This is a genomic window from Ensifer sp. LC11 (assembly GCF_001695835.1).
Taxonomy (GTDB): Bacteria; Pseudomonadota; Alphaproteobacteria; order Rhizobiales; family Rhizobiaceae; genus Ensifer.
On record NZ_MBSO01000023.1, the window covers coordinates 240,202 to 262,452 of the forward strand.

13 protein-coding genes are annotated in these 22,251 nt (G+C 60.2%); 4 read left to right on the forward strand and 9 right to left on the reverse strand.

Annotation, left to right across the window (positions count from 1 at the left end; genetic code table 11):
- Positions 1-122: 122 nt before the first annotated feature.
- The 4 genes from BBX50_RS30825 to BBX50_RS17380 form a co-directional block, all read right to left on the reverse strand.
- Entirely contained in the window at positions 123-2,117 is a 1,995-nt protein-coding gene (locus BBX50_RS30825; protein ID WP_244513178.1) for a hypothetical protein, read from the reverse strand.
- Between the two features lie 59 nt (positions 2,118-2,176).
- The gene (locus BBX50_RS17370) at positions 2,177-4,069 is read right to left on the reverse strand and encodes a cytochrome c (protein WP_244513177.1); all 1,893 of its coding nucleotides are present in this window, start codon (positions 4,067-4,069) and stop codon (positions 2,177-2,179) included.
- Between the two features lie 283 nt (positions 4,070-4,352).
- Positions 4,353-7,055, reverse strand: coding sequence for a serine protease (locus tag BBX50_RS17375; protein ID WP_065776571.1), 2,703 nt, complete (start codon positions 7,053-7,055; stop codon positions 4,353-4,355).
- A gap of 41 nt (positions 7,056-7,096) precedes the next feature.
- On the reverse strand, positions 7,097-9,574 hold the full coding sequence (locus BBX50_RS17380; RefSeq protein ID WP_065776572.1) for an N-acetylmuramoyl-L-alanine amidase: 2,478 nt from the start codon (positions 9,572-9,574) through the stop codon (positions 7,097-7,099).
- A 527-nt stretch (positions 9,575-10,101) separates the two neighbouring features.
- On the opposite strand from BBX50_RS17380, the gene BBX50_RS17385 reads away from it, so the two are divergent.
- Positions 10,102-11,712 (forward strand): pentapeptide repeat-containing protein, encoded by a 1,611-nt coding sequence (locus tag BBX50_RS17385; RefSeq protein WP_065776573.1) that lies wholly within the window; start codon positions 10,102-10,104, stop codon positions 11,710-11,712.
- Between the two features lie 247 nt (positions 11,713-11,959).
- Here the strand turns inward: BBX50_RS17385 and BBX50_RS17390 are convergent, their stop codons facing one another.
- The 3 genes from BBX50_RS17390 to BBX50_RS30280 all read right to left on the reverse strand — a co-directional run bounded on the left by BBX50_RS17390 (position 11,960) and on the right by BBX50_RS30280 (position 15,505).
- Positions 11,960-13,276, reverse strand: a complete 1,317-nt coding sequence (locus BBX50_RS17390; RefSeq protein WP_065776574.1) for a hypothetical protein — start codon at positions 13,274-13,276, stop codon at positions 11,960-11,962.
- A gap of 402 nt (positions 13,277-13,678) precedes the next feature.
- Entirely contained in the window at positions 13,679-14,803 is a 1,125-nt protein-coding gene (locus BBX50_RS17395; RefSeq protein ID WP_065783791.1) for a hypothetical protein, read from the reverse strand.
- A 288-nt stretch (positions 14,804-15,091) separates the two neighbouring features.
- A complete protein-coding gene (locus BBX50_RS30280) occupies positions 15,092-15,505 on the reverse strand; it encodes a TolC family protein (protein ID WP_065776576.1) in 414 nt (137 codons plus the stop codon).
- Between the two features lie 313 nt (positions 15,506-15,818).
- On the opposite strand from BBX50_RS30280, the gene BBX50_RS30830 reads away from it, so the two are divergent.
- Entirely contained in the window at positions 15,819-16,121 is a 303-nt protein-coding gene (locus BBX50_RS30830; protein WP_065776577.1) for a hypothetical protein, read from the forward strand.
- Positions 16,122-16,600: 479 nt separating this feature from the next.
- Here the strand turns inward: BBX50_RS30830 and BBX50_RS17410 are convergent, their stop codons facing one another.
- Complete coding sequence (locus tag BBX50_RS17410) at positions 16,601-18,649, reverse strand: bifunctional aldolase/short-chain dehydrogenase (protein ID WP_065776578.1); 2,049 nt, start codon at positions 18,647-18,649, stop codon at positions 16,601-16,603.
- 340 nt (positions 18,650-18,989) lie between these two features.
- Between BBX50_RS17410 and BBX50_RS17415 the strand changes: the two genes are divergently transcribed.
- Positions 18,990-19,979: a sugar-binding transcriptional regulator gene (locus BBX50_RS17415; RefSeq protein ID WP_065776579.1), complete on the forward strand. Its 990-nt coding sequence runs from the start codon at positions 18,990-18,992 to the stop codon at positions 19,977-19,979.
- A 215-nt stretch (positions 19,980-20,194) separates the two neighbouring features.
- On the opposite strand, the gene BBX50_RS17420 is transcribed toward BBX50_RS17415, so the two are convergent.
- Positions 20,195-20,758, reverse strand: a complete 564-nt coding sequence (locus BBX50_RS17420) for a methylated-DNA--[protein]-cysteine S-methyltransferase (protein WP_065776580.1) — start codon at positions 20,756-20,758, stop codon at positions 20,195-20,197.
- Between the two features lie 199 nt (positions 20,759-20,957).
- On the opposite strand from BBX50_RS17420, the gene BBX50_RS17425 reads away from it, so the two are divergent.
- The gene (locus BBX50_RS17425) at positions 20,958-22,229 is read left to right on the forward strand and encodes a GGDEF domain-containing protein (RefSeq protein ID WP_065776581.1); all 1,272 of its coding nucleotides are present in this window, start codon (positions 20,958-20,960) and stop codon (positions 22,227-22,229) included.
- Positions 22,230-22,251 lie beyond the last annotated feature (22 nt).

Here is a 22,251-nt window from a genome sequence, read left to right on the forward strand (position 1 = left end):
GCCGGCGAAAGAACCGCGCGCTATGAATACCCGTCCGGGTCGATGCAGAATTCGAAGACCATTTCGTCCTTGTCTCCAAAGCCGGATCGCATTTGCTACTCGCGAACCGCCGGCAGGTGATTTTAGTTGTTCTGCGGTGGAGCCGAGGCGGCGCGGACAGCCCGGGCACCCGGATAGACAAGCGCGCGGGCATGACCGAGCGAGGCATATTGCGTCGGCGACGTCGCCAACGGGATCTTGATACAGGCCGGACTGCGGTTGGGCGTCATATCGAGGGCGCTGACCAGATCATTGTCCATGATTGGCTCGCTTATGCCGATCTCACAAAGATCCAGCCAGGGATATTGATGTTCATCCCAGGCCCGCCCCGGATTGAGTACCTCGTGGTTCGGGTTCACGTCTTCGGGCTCGGGGTGAAGCTGAGCCTGGAGGATGTAGCGAACCTGCGAGTGTCTCACCTGGTATATCCATTCCTGACGCAGGAAATCGGGTGCTCTGGGATCGTCGGGTTCAGGATCCATCGAGGGCGCGCCTTCCGCGCGAAAACCTGGTTCCGGCAAGCCGCGATCAGCGCCCCTGTCGCCGGGGATCAACCGGAACTTGATAAATGATCGCGCGCCCCCAAGGTCGAAGAACTCGAAGCACTGCCAAGTGTGATACCGGCTGTCGAGAAACGAGCCACGGATCCGGTAAGCCTCGATCAGTTCCGGCTCCATCATGATGCCCTGCTTGACCAGCTCCTTTCGCTCTTCCGCGCTGGCGTGCACGAAGGTGCTGAAATCTTGAATCGAGCGGACAAACAGCTGGCGTCCCGCGTTCATCAGAATGTCGAGAACACCCGACCCCTCGTAACCATTCCCCTGCGGAAAGAACTTGATCGACGCGGCCACCCCGTCACGGGCGCGGTCATCTTCGCGCGCACCGGGCGATGAGTGGCGAAGGATCACCGGCAGTTCCCTGCCCGCAGAAAAGAAGTCGTTCGCAGGGAATTTTGGGTCCACGATGAAGCGGGCCGTCCCGCGCCCGGCCACGCCCCAGGTGTGCGTGCCGCGGCCACGCTTGGTGTGGGACAGATAACCAAAGGTGCGGCTCAGCCTGTCGATCACCGCCTTGAAATCGTCGTCAATATTCGCCCTCAATTCCTCCATGGTCAGCCGGAGACTGTCCTGACCGATCGGGGCGATGCGCGCGCGCTCAACCTGGCTTGCGGGATAGACCACCTTGCGGATTTCGTTGACCTGACCGAGGGGGCGATGGTCCATCAGCGCATGCCAGGGCGAGAACCTCAATTTCTCACCGAAGCTGTGGCGCTCCCGCGTGTCAAAGATCTGCGGCGGGATGGTTATGGTTGCCACGGAGACAAACGCAGCGTCCCACTCAACGGTAGGATTGTCGACGACCTCGGCGCTCGCATCGTGCCGCACCTGGACTTGGAAGTCGAAGACCACCGGGGCTGCCTCCGGCGCGAGGCGTGAAGCCATGCGTTCGCGCAAATAGTCGTGGCTGTCACCGGCGACCCCCGCCTCAATTCCGGACTGCGGGACCGCACGATAGCGGCAAGCAGTATTGATACTTGCACCCAGCGCATAGGGCACCTGTCCCCAATACGCTGCGGTCAGTGGACTGGTCTGTAGATGCTTGTTGAAGGCCTGGAGGACCAAAATATCCTCCGGATGCGCTTTTGAGAGATGTTCGATGAATTCGACAGGCGGCCGGCCCTGGGGCGCGTTTTGCGCCAAGGACTGCATGAAAATCGCATAATCTTCGGCAGTCCGGATAAAGAAGACCGGGTTGTCGGCAAGGATGAAGTCCTGTTCTCCCTCCGGTCCATCCACATGTGCCTTGTCGCCCGAAACGCCAAACACCTTTATCGCCATGCCATGAATGTCGGGATTGCGGTCGTCCGCTTCCCTACCGTTCGAAAAGCGCACCAAAGCCTCGTATCGGCCAGGAGAGGCAAAGAGACCATGCCGGTATCCGGCATCGACCGGCAAAACATCGACCACTGCGTTCAGACAGCCATGCATCTTGGAGTGCTGTCCACGGACGTGGGGCTGGGTGGCCCGCATCATCCCGATTTGGATGGCTGTAACAGTTTGGATGCTGGTCTGGTCCACCTGCTCACTCCTCGGTGATAGCGATGCATTTCCGGAACGTGCGGTCGTCGGGCGACGCCTCAAAGCGTCTTGAGGTATTCGATCAGCGCGTCGAAGTCCCCGGCGCGCGCAGGGTCACTCCAGTCCAAGCGATGCAACTTGCCCTCGATCACGAGGTCGCGGTCATGACCTCGATTACTCCAGCCATCGCGCTTCGTGTCATGAACGGAAACGGTGGGGTATTTTAGCGAGTAGGTCTTTAGGTTCGCCGCATCCCACACCCAGCCAACGACTTTGGGGTCAAATTCGATGACCCCGCGCAAGAAGGTCTCGGGGCGACTGCCAGGCTGCAACAGATGCGCAAGCGTCGGGACGGAACCGTTGTGGAGATAAGGTGCGCGCGCCCAGATGCCGTCGAGCGGCGAAGCAAGGTAACCCTGGTTGGTCACTTCAGTCGTATCACGCAGGATACGAAAGTCCGGCATCGCGCAAGGTTGGATCTGGCGACCGTAGGGGTCGGTGTAGCGGAAGCTTGCGTCGTGGCAGGCGGCCTTGAAGGCCGTTAGAAAGATCGCGCTGCCAGCCGTGTTCAACACTTGAGCCCGATTCATGTCGGTGCCGATTTGAGGGTACCGTTGTTCGTTGCGAGGGCGATGGCACGCGCCGCAATTCTCAGCAAAAATGGCCTCGCCCCTGACCGCCTTCGTCATGTTCACGTCGAATGGATAGGGCGCCGCAGGCAAGCCCATGAGGAAGTTGGAAACGATGCCTGCATTCATCAGGTCGACTTTCTGGGGCTGTCCGACAATCGGCAATTGCGCGGCTATGTTGCGCCAATAGGGCTCAAGCACACTGCCATCCCACTGGCCGACGACCCTATCGGCCTGGTTCCAGACCGCAGGGGCATCGGTGACGGTCGCAAAACGCGGCAGGGCCTCCGGTAGCGGGCCTTTCAGCAGTTCCTGCAGCTTTCCTTCCCGTGCTGCCGCATCGGTAATCAGATCAGCCAGCAGGTCACCACTGCCATCCGATTGACCGGCACTAAATCCTGCCAGCCCCGGCGAACGGTTATCATGTCCGTAGCTCGAGCCGGAGCGAACCTGCAGTGCCACGGCAGCCGCCCGAACGGCGGTGCTCTGAGCGAGACCAGTGAGAAATTGCACGGCATTTCGTGTGAAAATGGCCCGTTGAGCCGCATCCACGGGCTCAATCTGAGCTGCCGCTATGTTCGGCAAGCCGCGGGAAAAGAAGCCTTTCGGCTTCGACTCGATCAATTCTATCAGCTTTCGGGTGGTGTCTCCCGGCGCTGCCGTCGTTCCAACCTGCGCGTCCGCCAGGTAGCTCTCTCTTAGTGTGGAAAACGCAGCGCGCCATTTGCGAACGTCAAATTGCGTATTCGGCGCGCCGTCGATGACCATCTGCCTGTCACCGAGATCGATCTTCCCCGTGTGACAGGCGCCGCAGGCAAGGGTAACGAAGAGCGGCTGGGGCTGGTTGTAGTCGATCTCACCTGTCGGCCGCCCACCATGATCGAGCGGCCGACCTGCCGCGCCCGTGATGCCGAGCCCGCGAGGCAGGATGCGCTGAGGCAGATCGGGGTCTGGAAAGAGGCCAAACCTCGAATAGAACTCCTCAGGAGGCCCCCAGATCTCGGGCGAGAGATCCGGCAAAACCTTGAGCAGGACCAGTGGAACACCGACAAAGCCATTCCCGGCATTGACGAACCACGAATGCCCGATCGGATCGGTAGACTTGGCCTTTGCGAGGGCGGCGTCGCACGCCCCCCGGATATCCGCCCAATTTAGCGTTGGCCGGACTGCAATCGCGGCCGCAAGCGAATAGCGCGCCGTACATTCCAACGAGGGCTGGCCTCCAGCCTCCTCGGCATTCGTCGTGTAGGCCGACAGCAACATCGTTACGCCAACGATTGACAGAACTACGCTGAAACAGTGCTGCCTTGACGTAACCATCATCACGCCCCCCGACGAAAATTCATGGTTGTAGTCCGCAATGAAGGTTGTAGTCCGCAATGAATTAGCCACATCCTGACGATGGTGTCTATATGAGATATCTAACACTAAACCTGCGGTCGATGAGCACGCAGGACGGGACTTGAAAATGCGCTTTCCTGGCGGCGGCCGATGCAGGTTATGCAGGCGTTGAAGGCAGGATGCCCTGGGCGCGCCGCCGGCTTTTCCCACTAGACCCACACCAGTCCAGCGAGCGGCTTTGAAGAATTGACCACCCAGCCCAAACTCATCGGCCTGAGACTGCCGACCGAAATGCAGCAATGGCAGCGTCAACGTTGCGCTGGCGGTTGCTCAGGATCGTGGTCCCGTCATGGACATAGCCGGTTCCGGCCAGAATCCGATCGACCGCTTCATCACTGGCAAAGCCGCGAAGAAGTCTGTCGAAAGGAACGGGCCGGTTCCGATAATTTGCCTTGACGAAGTAGCCGTGAACGACCCCCGCCAGAAGGCGCGCCTGCCGCTCGGGGTTTCCGGCAATCTCCGGGGCGCGAAAGAGGTCGCGATAGAGCGTCCTGCCCCCGACGGTCGCAACGGATTTGTTGCGGATCTCGCCGAGATAGAGGGCATAGCTTTCGATGTTTGTCGTAATCGGCATAGGCTGGTCCCAGGGTGGGGCGCCGGAGCCGATCCAGAAATCGATGTTCGCAGGCAGCGGGAAGAGGCCGATTTCACCGTTGGAGTGGCGGAAGCCCGGATCGACCCCGTTGCGGCCCAAACCCGCCTCGCAAAAGGTGATGACCCAGAGATCAGCCTCGGTCAGCGGCGAGAGATCGGAGTACTTACGCCCCTGCCCTGTCGCAATCTCGGCGAGCAAGCGCGAGAGAGGGGACCGATTGGCGGAGAGAAAGCGCGTCTTGTCCAGGCCGCGCCAGCTCAATCCGTCGGACCATGGCGGCACCAACGGCGCCCCAACCTCAGTCGCCTCTTGCCGCTGTGACCTCTGGTGCGCCGTATCTGAAGGAGCCAGCGTCCTGTCCAGGATCTCTTTCAGCCGTTGCTCGGACGTCTGCTCGTTCACCTCGTCCAGCGACAGCCTCAAAACGACGGGACGATTGTCGGCCACCTTGCGGACAAACCTATCAACCGTACGGCTTTGAACCACCTCGAAGAAGTCGCGTTGGTTGTCAAGCAGGGTCAGGTCCGAGGTGACGAAAACGTTTCGGATGCCCGAGGTCGGTGAGCGCAAGTAGTTGACTGCGCTGCCTCTCCGGTTGTCCGATGCCGCCATCGGCTCGTAGTCCCGGGTCCGAAGCACGGTGGAATCCTCGTGGTCCAAAGGAGGCTCGAAATCGCCGCCGACGATCCAGTCGACCGTTTTTCCACCTGCAGCAACAACCTGATCTATCGAACGCACCAGCAGCTTGGAGGCCAAGCGCCGCCGCATTTCGTTGGAGCGGATCGCTCGTAAAGTGATCGGGACGAGATTTAACAAGGCGTCGGCGCTGTCCGGTGAAGCAACTTGAAACAACCCAGGCGGCGCTTTGAAGACGCCCTCCCGCCCGTCGAGCTCCGGCACGATACGGGTCCAGGCCTCTGCAACCGCGCTCGGCCATTCCGCTTTCGTGCACGACACCGTCTTTGGTCGCCAGATGACCGCCGTAGCGAGTTGGCGCAGTTGCGCATCGGGTTCGCTGAATTCTGCCTGGAACTTTTCTCCGAACCGTTCGCCCAAGCCGTTCACGATCTCGACCACAGCCTGGGGCGGCACATCGGTCAGACACCAGAGGTCCTGGTTGAGATCCGCCATCGCGGTCACCGCGTCTTCGACCCTGACGGGCCCTGCCGATCCGTCCAGCAGCCAGTGGAGGCACCAGAAGCCGATGTCGATGTCCTGAGCGGACCCCAGATACATCTCGCGCGTGCGTTCCGCGTCGCTGGTCGATGTGCTGCGCCGCCCGAGAGCACCAAAGAGCCCCGTCAGCGTATCCGACCCTTGAATGTGTTCCAGGATCTCGGCGGCGCTTTCGGCACTCTTATCGCCACCGCGCGTTCGCGACTCAAGATCCAGCGCGATCGCAGAAAGCTTCACGCCCTCGTTGCCGACGCTTACGCGGCGACCGTCCGACAGATACTGCGCGACCTCTGGATAGAGCCTCGTCAACGCCTCGCCGCTCTGTCGAGCGTGGTGCAGCGCGACCAATCGGCCGTTCCGGTTCAGCACACAGGCGCCAGAGGAGCCGAAATCGGTGTCGGCGGCGTACAGAATGTTGAGCGAGTTGACCGCAAGCAATTCGGTGTCGTCAAGCGACACCTCTTTCAGGCGCCCTCTTGGATGATGAATGACGAAGGTCGGCTCGTACTGGTTGATCATGAACGACCCCCGTTCCATCCGGATCGTCCCGAACCGCTCGGCCGCCTTCTCTGAAATCCAGACAAAGGTATAATCCAGCCCGCCACTCACCGGGCTGGTCACAAACAGGCGCGTGGGCGACAGCTCGAAGCGCACCAATGGCGGCTCGGTCGTTCCAACGTTCGCAAACAGCTTATCGCTCGGCCACTCATAGTCGAACTCGGCCGTCGCCACGCCGGCCACAGCCACGCTGTTCAGGACGTGGTGGTTGGTCAGCAGGAGATTCGGCCCAACCAGGAACCCGGTGCCTGTCCAGCCGCTGTCGTTGCGGACATTTTGAAAGTCGATTTGTCCACCAGGCACGACAATCCGTGCGACAGCGCGCCTGTGCTGCGACAAGAGTTCCAGAAGGCTCGCTGGAACGGTGTTCCAGTCGCCAACCTCAGCCTCGAGCTCCGTTTCGCCCAACGCCTTTTGCCGGGTGGCGGTCCACCCTTCGAGCATCTCCTTGGCGTTCGTAACACCGGCGTTGGCCGGGATGTCGGCGAAAGGACTGAGATCGTGCCAATCCGAGATAAAGGGCACGGCGCCAGCCTCCGGCTGATTGCGCGACCGCCTGGCAGGAATTGTGGTGACCATAGCGAACTCTCCTGACCTGCCGCAGAACTGCGAAGTGAAATTCAGACGGTCCAGTCAGCATTCGACCCGCGGGTATCGACGTGGATAAAGCCGCGGGAGGAATAGCGCCCGACGCCGCCAGCAAATTCAGGGTTTGAACGCCGGACTTCCAGCGCAGCCTGATGCCACCGGTCAACCGAACCGGAGTCACAGTGCCAGTCGATAGCCTTGAACTGCATATGCAGGCTGTTCGGCTCCCCTCCAACGCAGGCGTTGTAGGCCGGATTGCGGTAGCAGGACAGGATACGAACAGGAGAGCCTAGCCTTTTGCGTATCTCGTCGAGCATCCGCGCGGTCCGGGCAATGTTGTCCCACATATGCTCAGGCGGCAGTGCGTTCTTGCGGCTGCAACTGCCACCGGACGCATTGCTGTTGCCCAGGAACAGAAATTCCGCCGGCGCGAAGTGGCTGAGGCCCAGCCGCCGAATGAACGCTTCATATCGGTTCATATCGAACCCATCGGCTTCGACGCCGGCGAAGATCGTTCCGAGTGCCCCTGTGTCCGCCTCGACGTTTCGCCCCATACCCGACACGTTAAAACCTGGACGAGGGTCGAGGTGGGCGAACTCATAGAGATCATTTCCACCTCCGTCAGACGGACGGCTCACGTCCCGCGCCAGGCTCTCGGCGATCTGTCGAGCGAAATCGGCACCGTTGGCGGCGGGCGTGACGCTCGCCTCAAAGGATAGCGCGTGGCCACCCACCCAACCGACGGGTGCGGCTTCCGCCATGCCGAGATAAACCGGTACGCTCTGGCCGGCCTCCGACGCCCCCAATTCGATGGCGTCACCGATCTCGTCCAACGCGGCCTCGAACGAGAAGACTTCCAGACCCGCGCCAAGATAGGCTTCGACGCCTTTACTCAGGGCGCGAGCGATCCGGTCCCGATAGGCCGCCTGCCCGAGCTTCTGCTCTTCGTCCGCCCGGTCGAGGAAACTAACCTCGTGCAGGACTGCGGCCGTGCCAGCCGAATGGCTGTTGCCGTCGATGACGCCGAACGCACCCTCCTTTACACCACCTGGATGGCTCGCATTGCGGTCAGGCAAGCCAAGCTCAGCCACCATCGCTCTCTGCACGGCAACACACAGTCGGCGCGAGGCGGCGGTTTGCGTTGGATGAACGAAGGTTTCGGTGCCCTGCGCGTTGTGCCCCGTCGAGGCGTTGAAGTGGACCGAGACGAAGACCGCGGCGTTCCGGCTCCGCGCCACCTCTGCCCGCTTTGCGAGCGAAAGGTTCACGTCGCCAGCGCGGGTCAGGAAAACCTGGTGTCCGTGACTTTCAAGAATTGCCTTGGCTCTCGTCGCGACGTCGAAAGTCAGGGTCTTTTCCAGTGTACCGTTGGGGCCGATGGCGTTGTTCCAACTCGACCCACCGACCTTGACGGGCGGTGGCGAACCGCCGTGCCCCGGATCGAGGACGATGACGCGACCGGCGGCCTCGAGCGCCGGCAGGCTCACCCCAGGCGCCATACGCGTCATCGGAACCGGCGCCCCGGCGCGTATTGGCGTTGCGAACTCGACTGCACCCTCAGACGCCAAGGCGTCAATCGCGTCGCGGAATGCCTGAGCCGCGCGGCCATAGCCTTGGTTCTTGGGGTGCAACTCGTCGAACCAGCTCGATCGTCCGCGGTCCACCTTGCCACGCAGATCGACAAGCCGAAAGTTGGTGAACTCTCGCTGCAGTTCAAGCAATTGCTCCGCGAACCGGCCTAAGACCAGCTCGATGATGGAACGTCCCATGTCGAGCGGAATACCACGTTCGGCGAGAGGGCCGCCGATCCAGCGGCCGGCGCTGTGCGGATACGGGATATCATAGGCGTGACCAAGGACGCGAACCGTCGGGAACTGCTGGCGCACTTCGGTCAGGATCTGGCGATAGGCCGCTATTGCCCTGCGCAGCTCGACTTCGAGGAGCGGCGTGTTCAGCAGGTCCTTGGCTTTCTTTCCCTCAGCATAGGGCAGCAGGAAGCTCGCAAAGCGCCCGCCCCCGAGCATATCGTTGCCACCGCCAGACAACAGCATGACCTGGGCCGCCGTCTGCTCGAGCGCCGCGAGGTATTCGCGTCGCTCGGCCATGTCTCCCAACAGATCGCCAGCACCACTAAGCGAGAAAATTGCCTTGTCGTCGTCGCGGCTGAGTTGGTCGATAGTATCATCGAGCAACAACGGGTACTGGAACCAGCTGTCGCCTTCCTCGACAATACGAAGCCCAGCGAACCCAGCGGAGGTTTTACGCCTGTATGCCAGCCAGCGGGCAGCGCGGCTGATCCGGTTGGCCCAATTCATGGCCGCGTCGCTTTCCACGGCCACGGCAGCGATTTCGCGCTTGATTTCGGGCTTCAGCTGAATGGCCGCATCAAACGGCTTGTCCGTTTGCTCAGCCGGCTCGTAGAGTTCGCTCAAGAGCTTCTGAAGCGCTTCTTCGTCGCCGTCGGCGACTGCGGTGTCAATTCTTCTCTGAATTTCCGCGGCAATCGACATCACGCCCTCCGAAAATGGACGCCCGGGAAACCACGCGCAGCAACGAGCGAACTATGCGCGTGGGCATAGACCGTGGTCCGGAAGTAGAATGGATACAACGGTGCCGAGAGCGCCACCCAAAATTCCAACCAGAATTGGATACGAACGTCTTCGGCGATACTTTCAAGTAAATATGCGCGCCGGCGCGAAGATCGCACCAACGTTACTATTCTATTACTTGGAATCCCCAGGCATAGACGGCCGCGCAGGCTCGCTACAACCCATCATGTGAGTATATTCTGTTTTTTGTATATGTAAATCAAAAAGCCGATCCATGATTGCAATTCTAACGGCTAGGTTGCTAACCTATCGATCGCGCTTGGTTTTCCGCAACGTGAATTTACAGCAAGGCCTGAGCACAAGAACCGGATTCGCTAACACGCCGGGTAGAACTGAACATTCATACGAAGCGAGCGCCACTTTGGACTTCTTTGCCCTGATGGGCAGTCATAACATCGGCTTTGGGAAGTAAGGGGTCGGAGGTTGGAGTGGAACAGGTCAAAGAGGAAGACGCCGGGGAAAACGACGCAGAGCTTGAGAAGCGTATCCTGGCAGAGCTCGACCGGCGTGTTGCAGCGGAAAAATCAGCAAGAGAGATCGCTCTCAGCGCGCAGGACCACCGGCTCGTATCTTCCCTTGGCACCTTGTTTCGCACGATACTTAACAAGAAAGCCGATAGTCGACGTGAACGCCTGTCTGCGTCCTTAACCGCAATCGCCTGGTGTCTGGTGCCGCGAGCCAGCACCGCGACGATCGGATTTGTCGCGATCGCCTCACTGCTACTTGCGTGGCAGCAGGCTCGTCTCCTGTCATCCCAGAATGACAAGATCGAGATACAGAACCTACTCTCCGAAGCGCAACGGCGGTCTGGTCTTTTGTATGAGTCCACCGCCATTTTTGCGATCCTGGACGAAGAAAAGAAGCAAGCTATTGGACGTTCATGTCCTCCCTCAGCGGACGGGGACCTGTGTTGGCATGTCGCCGAAAATGGTTCCCAGCTCTTCATTCCGTCACGTGCAACTGTCGGCCGAATTGCTGCCCTCACTCAGGCGCTGAGGCCCTATAGGTATCTTAGCGTAGAAAACGCGAGACCGTACCGCTTCATCGGCGCTGAGGATCAGCGCGAGATCTGTCCGCAAAACATTTCAAGTCAAACGCTCGCGGAAACTCGAACACTTTTCAGACGGGCTGAGAACCAATCGCCGGAAGAGGACGCGCGCCTTCGTCGGTCGGATGTGATGAAACAGGAAATCGCAGCTATTTACCAAAGTGGTGCTTCCCTCACCGTCTCCGGTACCTCGAATTTCGCTGCATCAGAAGGGTTAAGCCTTCTGGATCGGTTGATGACGGGTGTGATCGGCAGTTCCGCAACCCCAGCCGAGATTGCTCTCAATTGCGCTCCTGCTAGCCCAGAGAGGGGCCAACTGCTCATCTCCCTTCATGCTGCGGGCGTAGACATATCGAAAATCTATGAGCGTGGCGGAGACTTTCGCTACGCGGACATACCGGGCGCATATCTGCGCGGCGTTGTCCTCAAAGGCGTAGACCTCAGTTTCTCACGTCTTCCGGGGGCGCAGTTTCAAGATGCTATTCTGGACAAGGTGTCGTTCGAGAGCGCCCATATTTCGGGGATCAACTTTCGTGGCAGTAAACTTTCGTGGGTCTACTTCGATGGCTCCATCATTCAATCCTTCAGCGACGGCGCTGCCTCTTCAGGACCGTTCACAGCCGCATTTGCCGACAGCAACGCGCTTGGCGGCATCCGTTTTGTTGAAACCTCTGCCAAGGACGACCTCCTTGAACGGCTCTGTCTGGCGGTTTCGATGGTGTCCCGTTTCGATCGACAAACTTCGACATTTGCTTCCACCCCCAAACCGCTTCCAATGATGCGGGAGTTGGAACGTTTTGCACTACTTGAGGAACGTCGGCAAAGCCGGCCCGGAGCACCGCTCAGCCTGATTGCTGTCATCGTTCCCAAAATACTCGGCACAACCCAGATCTTGCATCAATCGCCGAACTCCACTGCGCCCACAAGTCAGCTGAAGTACTCGGTTTTCTCGGACTGTGGCTGGCCAGGCGGTCAACCCGTCCGCAATTGATGGAGCCTCACGTTCGCCCTTTGAACTGCGAAGACCTCGAAGATTGCCGCATGTTTCCTTTTGACCGTGGCCGACTAGAGGAAAAACAGACGGGAGTTCAAGGTGCCACAACGACCTTCGCACGCCTAAGTCTAATAAGGCGCGCGGCGCTGCAGTACAGAGCATCCGAATGCCGGATCGGCGCAGCCTGTAACTGCCTCCTCACTGCCATCGCCACGCACCGGTGCGTGTCTTACGGTAGGTGACTCTATGTTGCCGGTTGCGGCGGGAGGTCGGTAAAAAGGGTACGCACGTCCTTGTCCAACCAGACTGCGAACAGTTTCTGCATGTCGGGCGGCACCGGCGCCTGCTGTTCGACCCATCTCTCCAGGGATTGCACGTCGATCCCCGTTTTGCCCGAGAGCTCGGCAATCGTCTTCGTTTCGGACAGATGTGATTTGACGCCGCTTGCCCAACGCGGGCGTTGCTCGACCGTCCCTCCACGCAGCCATGTTTGCCCGACGCCACGTACCGTCTCGAGCGCGTTTTCGGACAGCAGCCCCGAAACGATCCCCACAAAGGCAATGAAAAACGGATTGAGGGGCGCCGCCTCTCCAAGCTTGGCGGAATCGGTTACGACAAGCACGCCAGCTTTCAGAAGAACAAACACGACAATTGCGATGATCGCCCCCAACATTGGGCGGATCAGGAAATGGCTGCTCTTTGGGATACCGCCATCCCGATAATACTCGTTTGTCAGCTGGACCGTACTTCCAAGAATTCCCATGGCAATTACCAAAACGATGCTCAGGAATTCACTTGGAAGGATCGCAAATCTGTACAGGGTGCCGAGAGCAAACCTCTCAATAAACGTAAATTCAGAGATGAGGTCGTAGATGCGGGCAACGTCCCCCGGCTTCATCGTTCCGTCGGGATCTATCACCTTCGATATTTTCTTCTCCGCCTCGACGAGGATTGCGTCTTCCCGCTCCAGGGAACCCCGGGCATTTGCCGCCGCCGCCTCCGCTTCCCGCGCGGTCTGCAGGGTCTCATTCTTCTCGCGCAAGCTCGCCAGATAAATGCCGTGGAGATCGTCTACTGCCTTTTTGGTCGAAGCGTGGAGCGCCGTTTCCAGATCTTCGATTGCCCCGTCAATCTTCGCCCGCAGTTCCTGGTCGCCCATATCCAAGACGTTGTCCGGGAAGGACAAGGGGACGTAAAGTCGAAGCTTGGCAACCACGTCGTCTCGCGAGGCGTTGTAGTCATCGATGGCCGCAGAATATTTTACCTGCAATTCGTGAAATTTATTGGCTGCCTCGTCCCTCTGCCTGCGGAGATCGTCGATTTTCGCGGATTGCGCGGCAATCCCATCCTGTTGTGTGTTCCATTGCTTGCGAAGCCGGTCAATTTGCCACACGGAAAAAGGAACATCCGCGCGAGAAAACGCCAGCAATCTGCCCTGCAACTGGCTGGCTGAAAGCGTCACCGTTGCCACGACGATCGTGACGACAAAAAGCAGCACAAACCACGTCACCGCCAACGCGGCGCCGGCTGCAGCTGTCTTGCCTGTCGATTTCGCTCCCATATCCAGATCCCCCAGACAGGCTCGCGAGCGCGAGGCCGAAACCCGCCACATCTCGAAGTGAAGCGCCAACGACCAACTGGTTGGAGCTGGACGCAACGGATGCCCATAGGCGACGGTACAAACCTTCGCCCTGCTCCCTTTCGGGACAAATCGCTGTGGTCACAAGATGCGAAGCAGAGATTTTTCCGCCGATAGTCGCCCTGCTCTCCCTGATCGCAAGGCGAGTATGCGCCTATATTAGAAATATTGAAAGCAATAATACAATTTACGCGGGCGTTGGGGCTGTAGTCGGACAGTGGGCGCGCGCCACCCTCCTGCGGGCGCGCTCGCCTTTGTGCTGTCTTATCATTTTGAGCGTGTTCATGCCGGGCGCTCGCCGGTTGGAGCTGGAATCTTCCGGGGCTATGGTGCCTCGCAGAGGCTCGCCAGTTCATCAAGGCGCTGCTGTACGCCAGGCAATCTTCTCATTGTATCCAAGGACCGAATGATGCCCGGGATCGAACCCAAATCCCTCTCCTCAATCGCCTTTTTCAGGGACCGCATTCCTTCGTTCCGGACCGCATTGCTATCAAAGGTAAACCCTTTGAAATAGGCAACAGACATGACGGCACCAAAACAGTCGGGACTGAGCTCCCGCGCCTGAGGTATAGATGTCAACAGGCGACCGGCATACGGTCCGAAAGTCGTTCTTATGAAATTGTCCTTCGCTTCGGCATAGGAGATCGAGACCTTTCCGGCGTCGGATGCCAAAAATGCATCAACGGCATCGCCTCTCAAGCCGAGCGCTGGCACCAATTTTTCGACGACGTCATCATCGAGAATGTCTCCCCAGTCGGCTTCGAACTTCTGGCGCGTCACATTGAACAAACTATACCCGAAGCCGATTGACACGCTTCCAAAAAAGTCTTTCCGAGGCCCGTTTCTTGTCGTCCTGATGTAGCTGCTCTCGGTCATTGCCTCGTGTTTGAAGAACAACTCGATGGCCCTGTCCGACAGAAGGCCGGCAATGTCCGCTCTGCCGACAGCGTTGAGGTATTGCCGGACCTCACCTGATCGAAGACTCGGGATGCCGACGGGAGAATCTGGCGGCAGTGCAGCCAAGGCGATCTTCTCTATCTCAGGCTGGTTCAATTGGTCCAGGACCCCAATCCGGACCAGGAACAGCAAGACTTTCGCGCGCTCAACCTCGGTCTTCTTGTCTGCAAGCTCCTTTTCAAGAATCTTGTACTGAAACTGTTGACGGGCGGAAATCGCGGCGATTGAAGCTTGATTGTCAGCTCGAAGGTAGTCGAAAATGAAGTTGCCAGTGAGGGTTATTAGACCGGTCAACGCCACGGCGAGCGGCGTGCTCCAGCGCGACCTGGAGCCTTCGCGACGTTCCTGGCGAGATTTCTCAAGCTCTATGTAGGTGTTGAAAACCTGCCGTTTTTCTTCCTCCGATGGGGCGGTTGAAGTGCCATCAAATGCACTGCGCATAGCCTGCGCGGCGGCTGCCACCATCTCATCTGGAGAACGCTCGACGCTCATGTGGTCTACCAAATTCGAACTGCGAAACAAAAATGATCGCGCGCGCTTCAATGGATGAAGACTGCTTACACTAGATCGCAACAGCGACAGCCGTCTAGGTCACCCTCCTCATATATGCACTTTGTAACTCGCTCTTCGACCGGCTGCCGCCGGCGCGTCGGACGGATTCAAGCAAGAACAACAGACACGCCGACATGTTTCCTTCCGCGGATTGGCTGAAGGCGGATGTGCATGGCACCGCGACCAGCGGCTCGCCCACGGGCCCCCGTCGAATGCGCCTCCAAAGCTTCAGGGCCTGCGGTTGCGAGCGGCCACAAGCCCCAGGTCCCTGGCGCCGAGCCGGCCAATGGCGGACAGTATCCTGTAGCCGCCCATGACCATATCTCGCTCGGCGTTCGCCAGTTTCACCTGCGCTTTGACGACATCGGCCTGCGCTTTGAGAACGTCCAGAAGCGTGCGTTGACCGATCGCACGTTCCGCCATCACGCCGTCCATCGCCATTCTTGCCGCTTTCACGGCTCCCCGGTTGGCGGATGCGGTCGCGATCGCAGCCTGGTACTGCGCCCAGGCGGCAGCCGCCTTGGCTTGAACCTCGGCGCCCTGAATATCGACCTCGAAGTGCGAAGTACCGCGTTTTTCCTTGGCCTGGCGAACCTGTGCAGCAACCTTTCCACCCTCGTAGACAGGCACCTTCAAATCCAACGCCGATCTTTCTCGAGGTCGCGCCTGCATCAAAGGCCATCGCGTCGATCGCGCTGCCGCCCTGCCCGCGCCCGATCCCGACCGAACCGGTGACGCCGGGCAAGAGCTTTCCTTCGGCGGCAGCAACGCCGAACACTGCGCTCTCTGCGAGGTGCCGCTTCGCGAGCCGTGCTGGGTGGCGCTTTGCCGCGATAGCCAGGGCCTTGTCGAGATTGGAGGGTAGTTTTTCAGACGGAGGCCTGGCGCCGGAGAGCTTTCCCGGTTCATCGCCGATGACCTGCCTATAATTGGCTTGCGCGCGCTTGACTTCAGCATGGGCAAGATCAAGCTCCGCCTGCGCGGCTGCCCGTCGCGCCTCCGCCTGAGCGACATCGGTTCGTGTTCGCTCACCCGCTCCGTGGCGGGCTCTCTCGGATCGCGTGAGTTCATTCAGGAAATCAAGGTTCTGTTTGCGCAAGCCCACCATACGGCGTGCCAGGATCACGTCCATGTAGGCTTCGGTCGCCTGGAACAGGATATTCTGTTCGGTGTTGCGTGTGTTTTCCTCCGCAGCCCGCAATCGCGCCTTGTTGACCGAGACGTGTTCGTCGTTTGCAGCCCGTCGAAGAGGGTTTGATCAAGAACGATGCCAAAGGTACCGCGGTCAGCGCTGACGACGGAGCTGTAGCCTATGCCACTGCGCAACTTGATTGTCGGGCGCATGGCAGATCTGGCAATCTCTACGTCCTGCGCACTCACCAGTACCCCGGCCCTGGCTGCGGTGAGCGTCGGGTTGTTGCGATGGGCCTTTGCAAGCGCACTTGAGAGCGGCTCAGCCTTCGCCACATCCGCAGTAATGGTGGCAACGAGCAGTGTAAAAGCGGCTGTCAATCGTTTCATCGAGCGAGGTCTCCATCGGCGGACCGCGATGTCCCAAGCCCCGTCGCTGTGTGGCGATATCGGTCACGCTCGCGGTGCAAAAATCGCGCGGACGCTCGTCTGGTTGTGTCGAGAAACGGTTTGCATTCGAATGCTGTTCTGTCGGCGTGCCGGCGGAGGATCTCCCGTGACAAACACGAGCGCAGCGACGCTCGCCGCGCGCGTGCCGAGCATCCGCTATCGCATCATGGCCGCGACGTTGCCGCCGTCGACGGTGATGACAGCGCCTGTGCTGGTGCGTGCTTTTGCCAGATGAACGAAGGCTTCGGCGACATCCTTGGCGGCGACCTCGCGATTGACGAGGTTTCCGCGCATGTAAGCTTCCGGCGTGATGCCGCGGGCGCGGCTGCGCTCTTCGACCATTTGGTCAGTCATCAACCCGGTGCGAATGCGGTCGGCATTGACGGCATTCGACGTTATCCCGTCAGCACCGTGTTCGACCGCATATTGCCGCATCAGCGCCATCAGAGCGGCTTTCGATGTCCCGTAAGGACCGAAGTCCGGACCGGGGTTGACCGCCTGCTTGGAGACGTTGAACACCAGGGCGCCACCGGTGCCCTGGGCCTTCATGATCTTTACCGCGCGGCGGGCAATGTAGTGGTGTCCCCAAAAGTTGAGCGCAAACGCCTTTTCGAAGAGCTCATCGGAAACCTCGCTGATGGCGCCCTGAAAAGCTGCGCCCGCATTGGAGATGACGATGTCGACACCGCCGAAATGCACGGCGACTTCGGCAAGAGCGGCATCAACGGCTTGCGGGCGGGTCACGTCGCATAGGATCCCGACACCGCCAAGGCGCCTGGCTTCTGTTTTCAACGCCGATTCTGAAAGGTCGAGCAGGGCGATTTCAGCGCCGTCGGCGCGCAGTGCCTCGGCGATCGCCAGGCCCAGCCCACCGGCGCCGCCGGTGACGACCGCAACCTGACGGCCAAGCGGCTTCTCCGCCTGTTTCGTCAGCTTGACCTGTTCGAGTGACCAGTACTCGATATCGAACAGATCTGCCTCTGAGAGCGCCTCGAAGCTGTCGATGCCTTCGGCATTGCGGATCACGTTGATCGTCGCCTCGGCAACGTCGGCACCCACGCCTGCAGCTTTCTTGGTCGGCCCGGCCGCAAACAGACCAACGCCGGCGACGTAGAAGACGCGGGGCATGGGATCAAGCATCTTCTTGTTGCCGCCAACGCGGGCATTGTTGCGTTCGAAGTAAGCGCGGTACTCGGCGGCGTAAGCCGCAATTGCCGTGCGCACTGTCTCGGCCCAGGCCACTGTTTCGCCGGCGACCGGGGCTGGCAAGGCAAGGCCAAAGCGCTTGATGTGGATGACGTGCTCCGGCGTCGCATTGCCGCGGCGGGCAAGGTCGACGGCATTCTCCGCATTGCAAAATTCAAGCACGGCCTCGCTTGCGCGATGCTCCAGAACAAACCGTTTCGGGCAGCCTTCGATGCCGGTATCCATCGCAATCGCGCCCCGCAGGATCGGCGCAATGTCTGCCGCCGTCGCGAGGTCGGTCGGCGGCGTCACTTGAACGAAGGGGCGGGCATTGCCTTGCGCGATGCGGCGCTCCGCCTTGTCGATCGCGGCGATCATTTTCTCATAGGAATCGCGCGGATCTTCCGACCATGTGAAGATGCCGTGTTTCAGAAGGATCATGCCATCCGCTGTCGGATCGGCACGGAAGGCCCGGTCACAGACCTTGGCGAGATCGAAACCGGGCATAACATAGGGTACGATGATCGAATTGGGGAAGAGTTCCCGAATGATCTCCGCGCCATGCGGCTGGTTCGTCAACGACACGATCGCGTTGGCATGCGTGTGATCGATATGCTTGAACGGCAGGTTTGCGTGTAGAATGGCCTCAACCGACGGGTTGGGCGCAACGGGATCAAGCAACAGCCGGCGCTGCAACATGACCATGTCGTCGTCGCTGAGCGTCGGAAAGGCGACCATGGCTTGCAGCGGTTGCAGGCGGACGGCCGGCAAGCCGGCCGGTTCGATCGTCCCCATGTCCCAGCCGCTTCCCTTGACACAAAGTACAGGAATTTCCGAGCCGTCGAGGTCAACGAACGTGGTCTTCACCGAGGTATTGCCGCCACCATGCAGGACGAGTTCCGGATCAGACCCGAGAAGGCGCGTTGTGTAGGTGCGGATCGCGAGATCGCGATTGACGCCGTTGCGCACATAGGCGTCGACGACATTGGCATAGTCGGTTTCAGACCATCTCGATTTCATGAAAGGCTCCTCTGCAGCCGGTGCCCGGGCGTCCTCCGCGACGGCTCCGGACGAAAATTTAGGTGGCGAAACCTCTCCCGCCGAACCGAAAGCGGTTGGCGGGCGATGGTGCGCCTGGGATCGGCAACCGGTGCGGACCGCGCCACGGATCCGGTTCGATCCTCGGCTTGCCGCGGTCTCCTTGCACACAAGCAAGAACCCGATCTCGGTTGCCCGTTGCAACGGCGTATCAACAAATGACAACACATAGTGTCAAATGTCAATCGAGCTTTCGAATTTGTTTGACGGCCGAGGTTTTTCCGGTTTGAGGTGGCGGAAAAGGTGTCAGGCGGAGTGACGGATGACGGATGGCGCGCGGGCAAGTTCGATGATCGGCGAAGGCAAGTCACTGCCGCCCGAATTCGATGACGGGGTCGTCTGGGCCGCGTGGCTCTACTACGTCGACCAGCTGACCCAGAGCGACATCGCCAAGATCCTCGGCATGTCGCGCGCGACCATCGTCAACTACCTGCAGGAAGCACGCGAGCGGGGCCTCGTGTCGATCCGCGTCAACACCGACGTCGGCGGACGTGTCGCTGTTGCGCGGAAGCTCAAAGAGACGTTCGGACTTGAAGGCGCACTGGTTATTCCCGCAGGGGAACCTACCGCGCTGGTCACCAGGCTCGGCGAGGCAGGAGCCCGCCTTCTGGCCGACATGGTGAAGGAGGGCGACACGATCGGCGTTGCCTGGGGCCGAACCGTCCTTGCCGTTGCCGACCAGATCTCGCTGCCAGAACCGCTCGGCGGTCTGACCGTCGTGCAAGTGTCTGGCAGCTCGATCGCCAATCCCGAGTTCTCGCCCGAATTCTGCACGTCGCTGATGTCGCAGCGCATTCATGCCCGCTGCGTCAACCTGCTGGCGCCTGCGCTGTTGTCGACGCCGGAACTCAAGCGCTGGCTGCTGGCCGAACCGGTGCTCGTCAAGCAATTCGAACTCATCCATTCCACCAATATCCTGGTCTTCGGTGTCGGCGATATCGGCCCGGATACGCTGATCCGATCGGCCAATGTCGCAAACCAGGAGGACTTTGATTCCTATCAGGCACACGGCGCCGTCGCCGTCCTGATCTGCCGTTTCATTGATGAAGCGGGCCGTCAGGTGAACGGCGAACTCGATGACCGCATGGTGGGCATCGAGCTCGATGAACTGGTGCGTATTCCCAGCCGCATCTGTGTTGCCGGTGGTGCAAACAAGATCGCGGCAATCCGCGCGACGATGAATGGCGGTTACGCCACCCACCTCGTCACCGACGTCGATACCGCCGAGATGCTGCTGGCCGAGCGCCTCTGAGGCGCTCGGGAGCCTTGCCCTCGGGACGCGGCATCCGTTGGTCTCGACGCGTGCAGTTTTCATGAAGTCGAGCGTCGCCTCGAAAGAGGTGATGCCGACGTCGGAACCGAGGCCCGTCGCCACGAGTGGCGCGGATGCGTGAGCAAGCTTGAGCGGCTGTCACGGCGCGCCCGTTGGTCTGTTACAGGTGACGCAGCGGTGATCGCGTACAGGCCTTAGAAGCCGAAGGACTGCTGTGCCGGTGGCGGCGGTTCCAGGTGAACACCTTCCAGCTCGAGCATCCGCGTCTTGGTGGTCGACCCCCCTGGCGCGGAAAAACCGCCGATCTTGCCACCGGCAGCAAGCACCCGATGGCAGGGTATGATCAGCGACACGGGGTTTTTGGCCATGGCCTGACCGACATCACGGGCGGCTTCAGGTCCAGCGCCCAGTTCCTTTGCCAAGGCGCCATAGGTGGTGGTCTGCCCCCAGCGCAGCGCACGCGCGGCGGCATAGATGCGCCGGAAAAATTCATCCTGGCCTTCGAGATCAACCGTGAAGCCGGAGAAATCGACTTCAGCGCCCTCGAAGTAGCGCTGCACGGCATCAACCGCTTCCCGGATCTCAGCTGTCGGGTGAGCTGCCTCGGCGGCCGGCAGCCGCCGCAGCAACAGCCGCTCGGTTGCGTCGGCCGCACGGGTCGGAAGCTGAAACCGTGTGATGCCGACATCGTTCCACGCGATGCCGCAGAACCCGGCCGCAGTATCGAAGATAAAATAGCGATGTTCTGCCTGCGCCATTTCCTAGCCTCCGCTTGTGCGTCTACCACAAAAATCGTCTCTCCCGGGTCCAAATTCAACCCGTTTCCTGCCTCCACGATGCCTAAGCGCCCGGCCGCGCTGCCGTTTCTGTCCGGCTATCGCTGTCGCAGCGAATTCGCCATTTGCGAAAGCTTTACGCTTCTCGGGCAATGCTTCGCGCCGCAACCAGGAGGTGACTGTGGACACCCTGCATACCCCGACGATCATGTTCAGCTCGTTTGCGACGCTGGTGATCTTCGGCGTCTTCTTTGGCCTTGCCTGGCGGCAGGACCGCAAGAGCGTCGAACTCATGCTCTGGTCATCCGCCTTCTTCACCGGGGCGCTCGGTTTCGTGCTGCTTGCCTTCCGCGGTGACGGCTATCAATTCCTCACGATATCGCTCGGCAACGCGCTTGCGGTTCTGGCCCTCGCGATGATCTGGCTTGGCCTGCGCGCCTTCGACAACCGCCCCCTCAAGATCGTTTCCGCACTGGCAGGGCCGGCCCTGTGGATCGCGATCACCTTCTTCTCCGATCACTTCCGGGAGAGCGTCACTAGCAGGATCGTTCTCTATTCCGTGCTGATCTTCGTCTATTCCGCTCTGGTCGCTCTCGAAATCTTCAAATCGGAGAACTTCCGCAAGCTGCCAAGCTCCTACATCGTCGCCTTCGTCTTTGGCAGCCATGGTGCATTCTATCTGGTCCGGATTCCATTGATCTTGCTATGGCCACTCGCCGGCAATACCGCTTCGGGCGCCGAGCAGCCGGTGTGGTATCAGTTTGTCACCTTCGAGCTGTTCCTGCATTGCCTGGCCGGCGGCTTCGCCTTCTTCGCGCTGGTGATGGAACGAACGCAGCAGCGCTACAAGCTGGCTTCGGAAACCGACGCACTGACGGGCGTGCCGAACCGTCGCGCCTTCCTGACGCAACTCGACACCTTCCTGGCCGAAGCCCCGAGCGAAGGTGCCCTGCTCTACATGGACGTCGACCATTTCAAGTCGATCAACGATCGCTACGGACACGCAGCCGGCGACCAGGTGCTCGTCGAATTTGCCGAGATTGTGTCAAGGACCGTACCCCGCGACGCTTTCATCGCGCGCATGGGCGGCGAAGAGTTTGCCGCCTGCCTGCCTGGCTCGGACCGCCCAGGGGCGATCGCCATCGCCGAAACCATTCGTGCCGCATTGGAAACCTGCCGGCTCGGTACATCCAAGGGTGTTCTGTCTGCGACGGTAAGCATCGGCATTGCCTTGACTGAAGAGCAAAGGGATTCGCACGCCGCCATTTCAGCGGCCGACGCCGCGCTCTATGCGGCGAAGGCGGGCGGCCGAAACGCCGTCTGGTCGATCGATGGCTCCGGCGTGCCGCAACTTGCAGCCGGCGCCTATCGCAACGACACGCAGGCGACTGCCATGATCTCGCTGAGACCATCGCGAGGCAGTGCGGCATCGAGGCAACCGAGCGCGCCCTGACGACCGGGCGCATTCCCCTCGA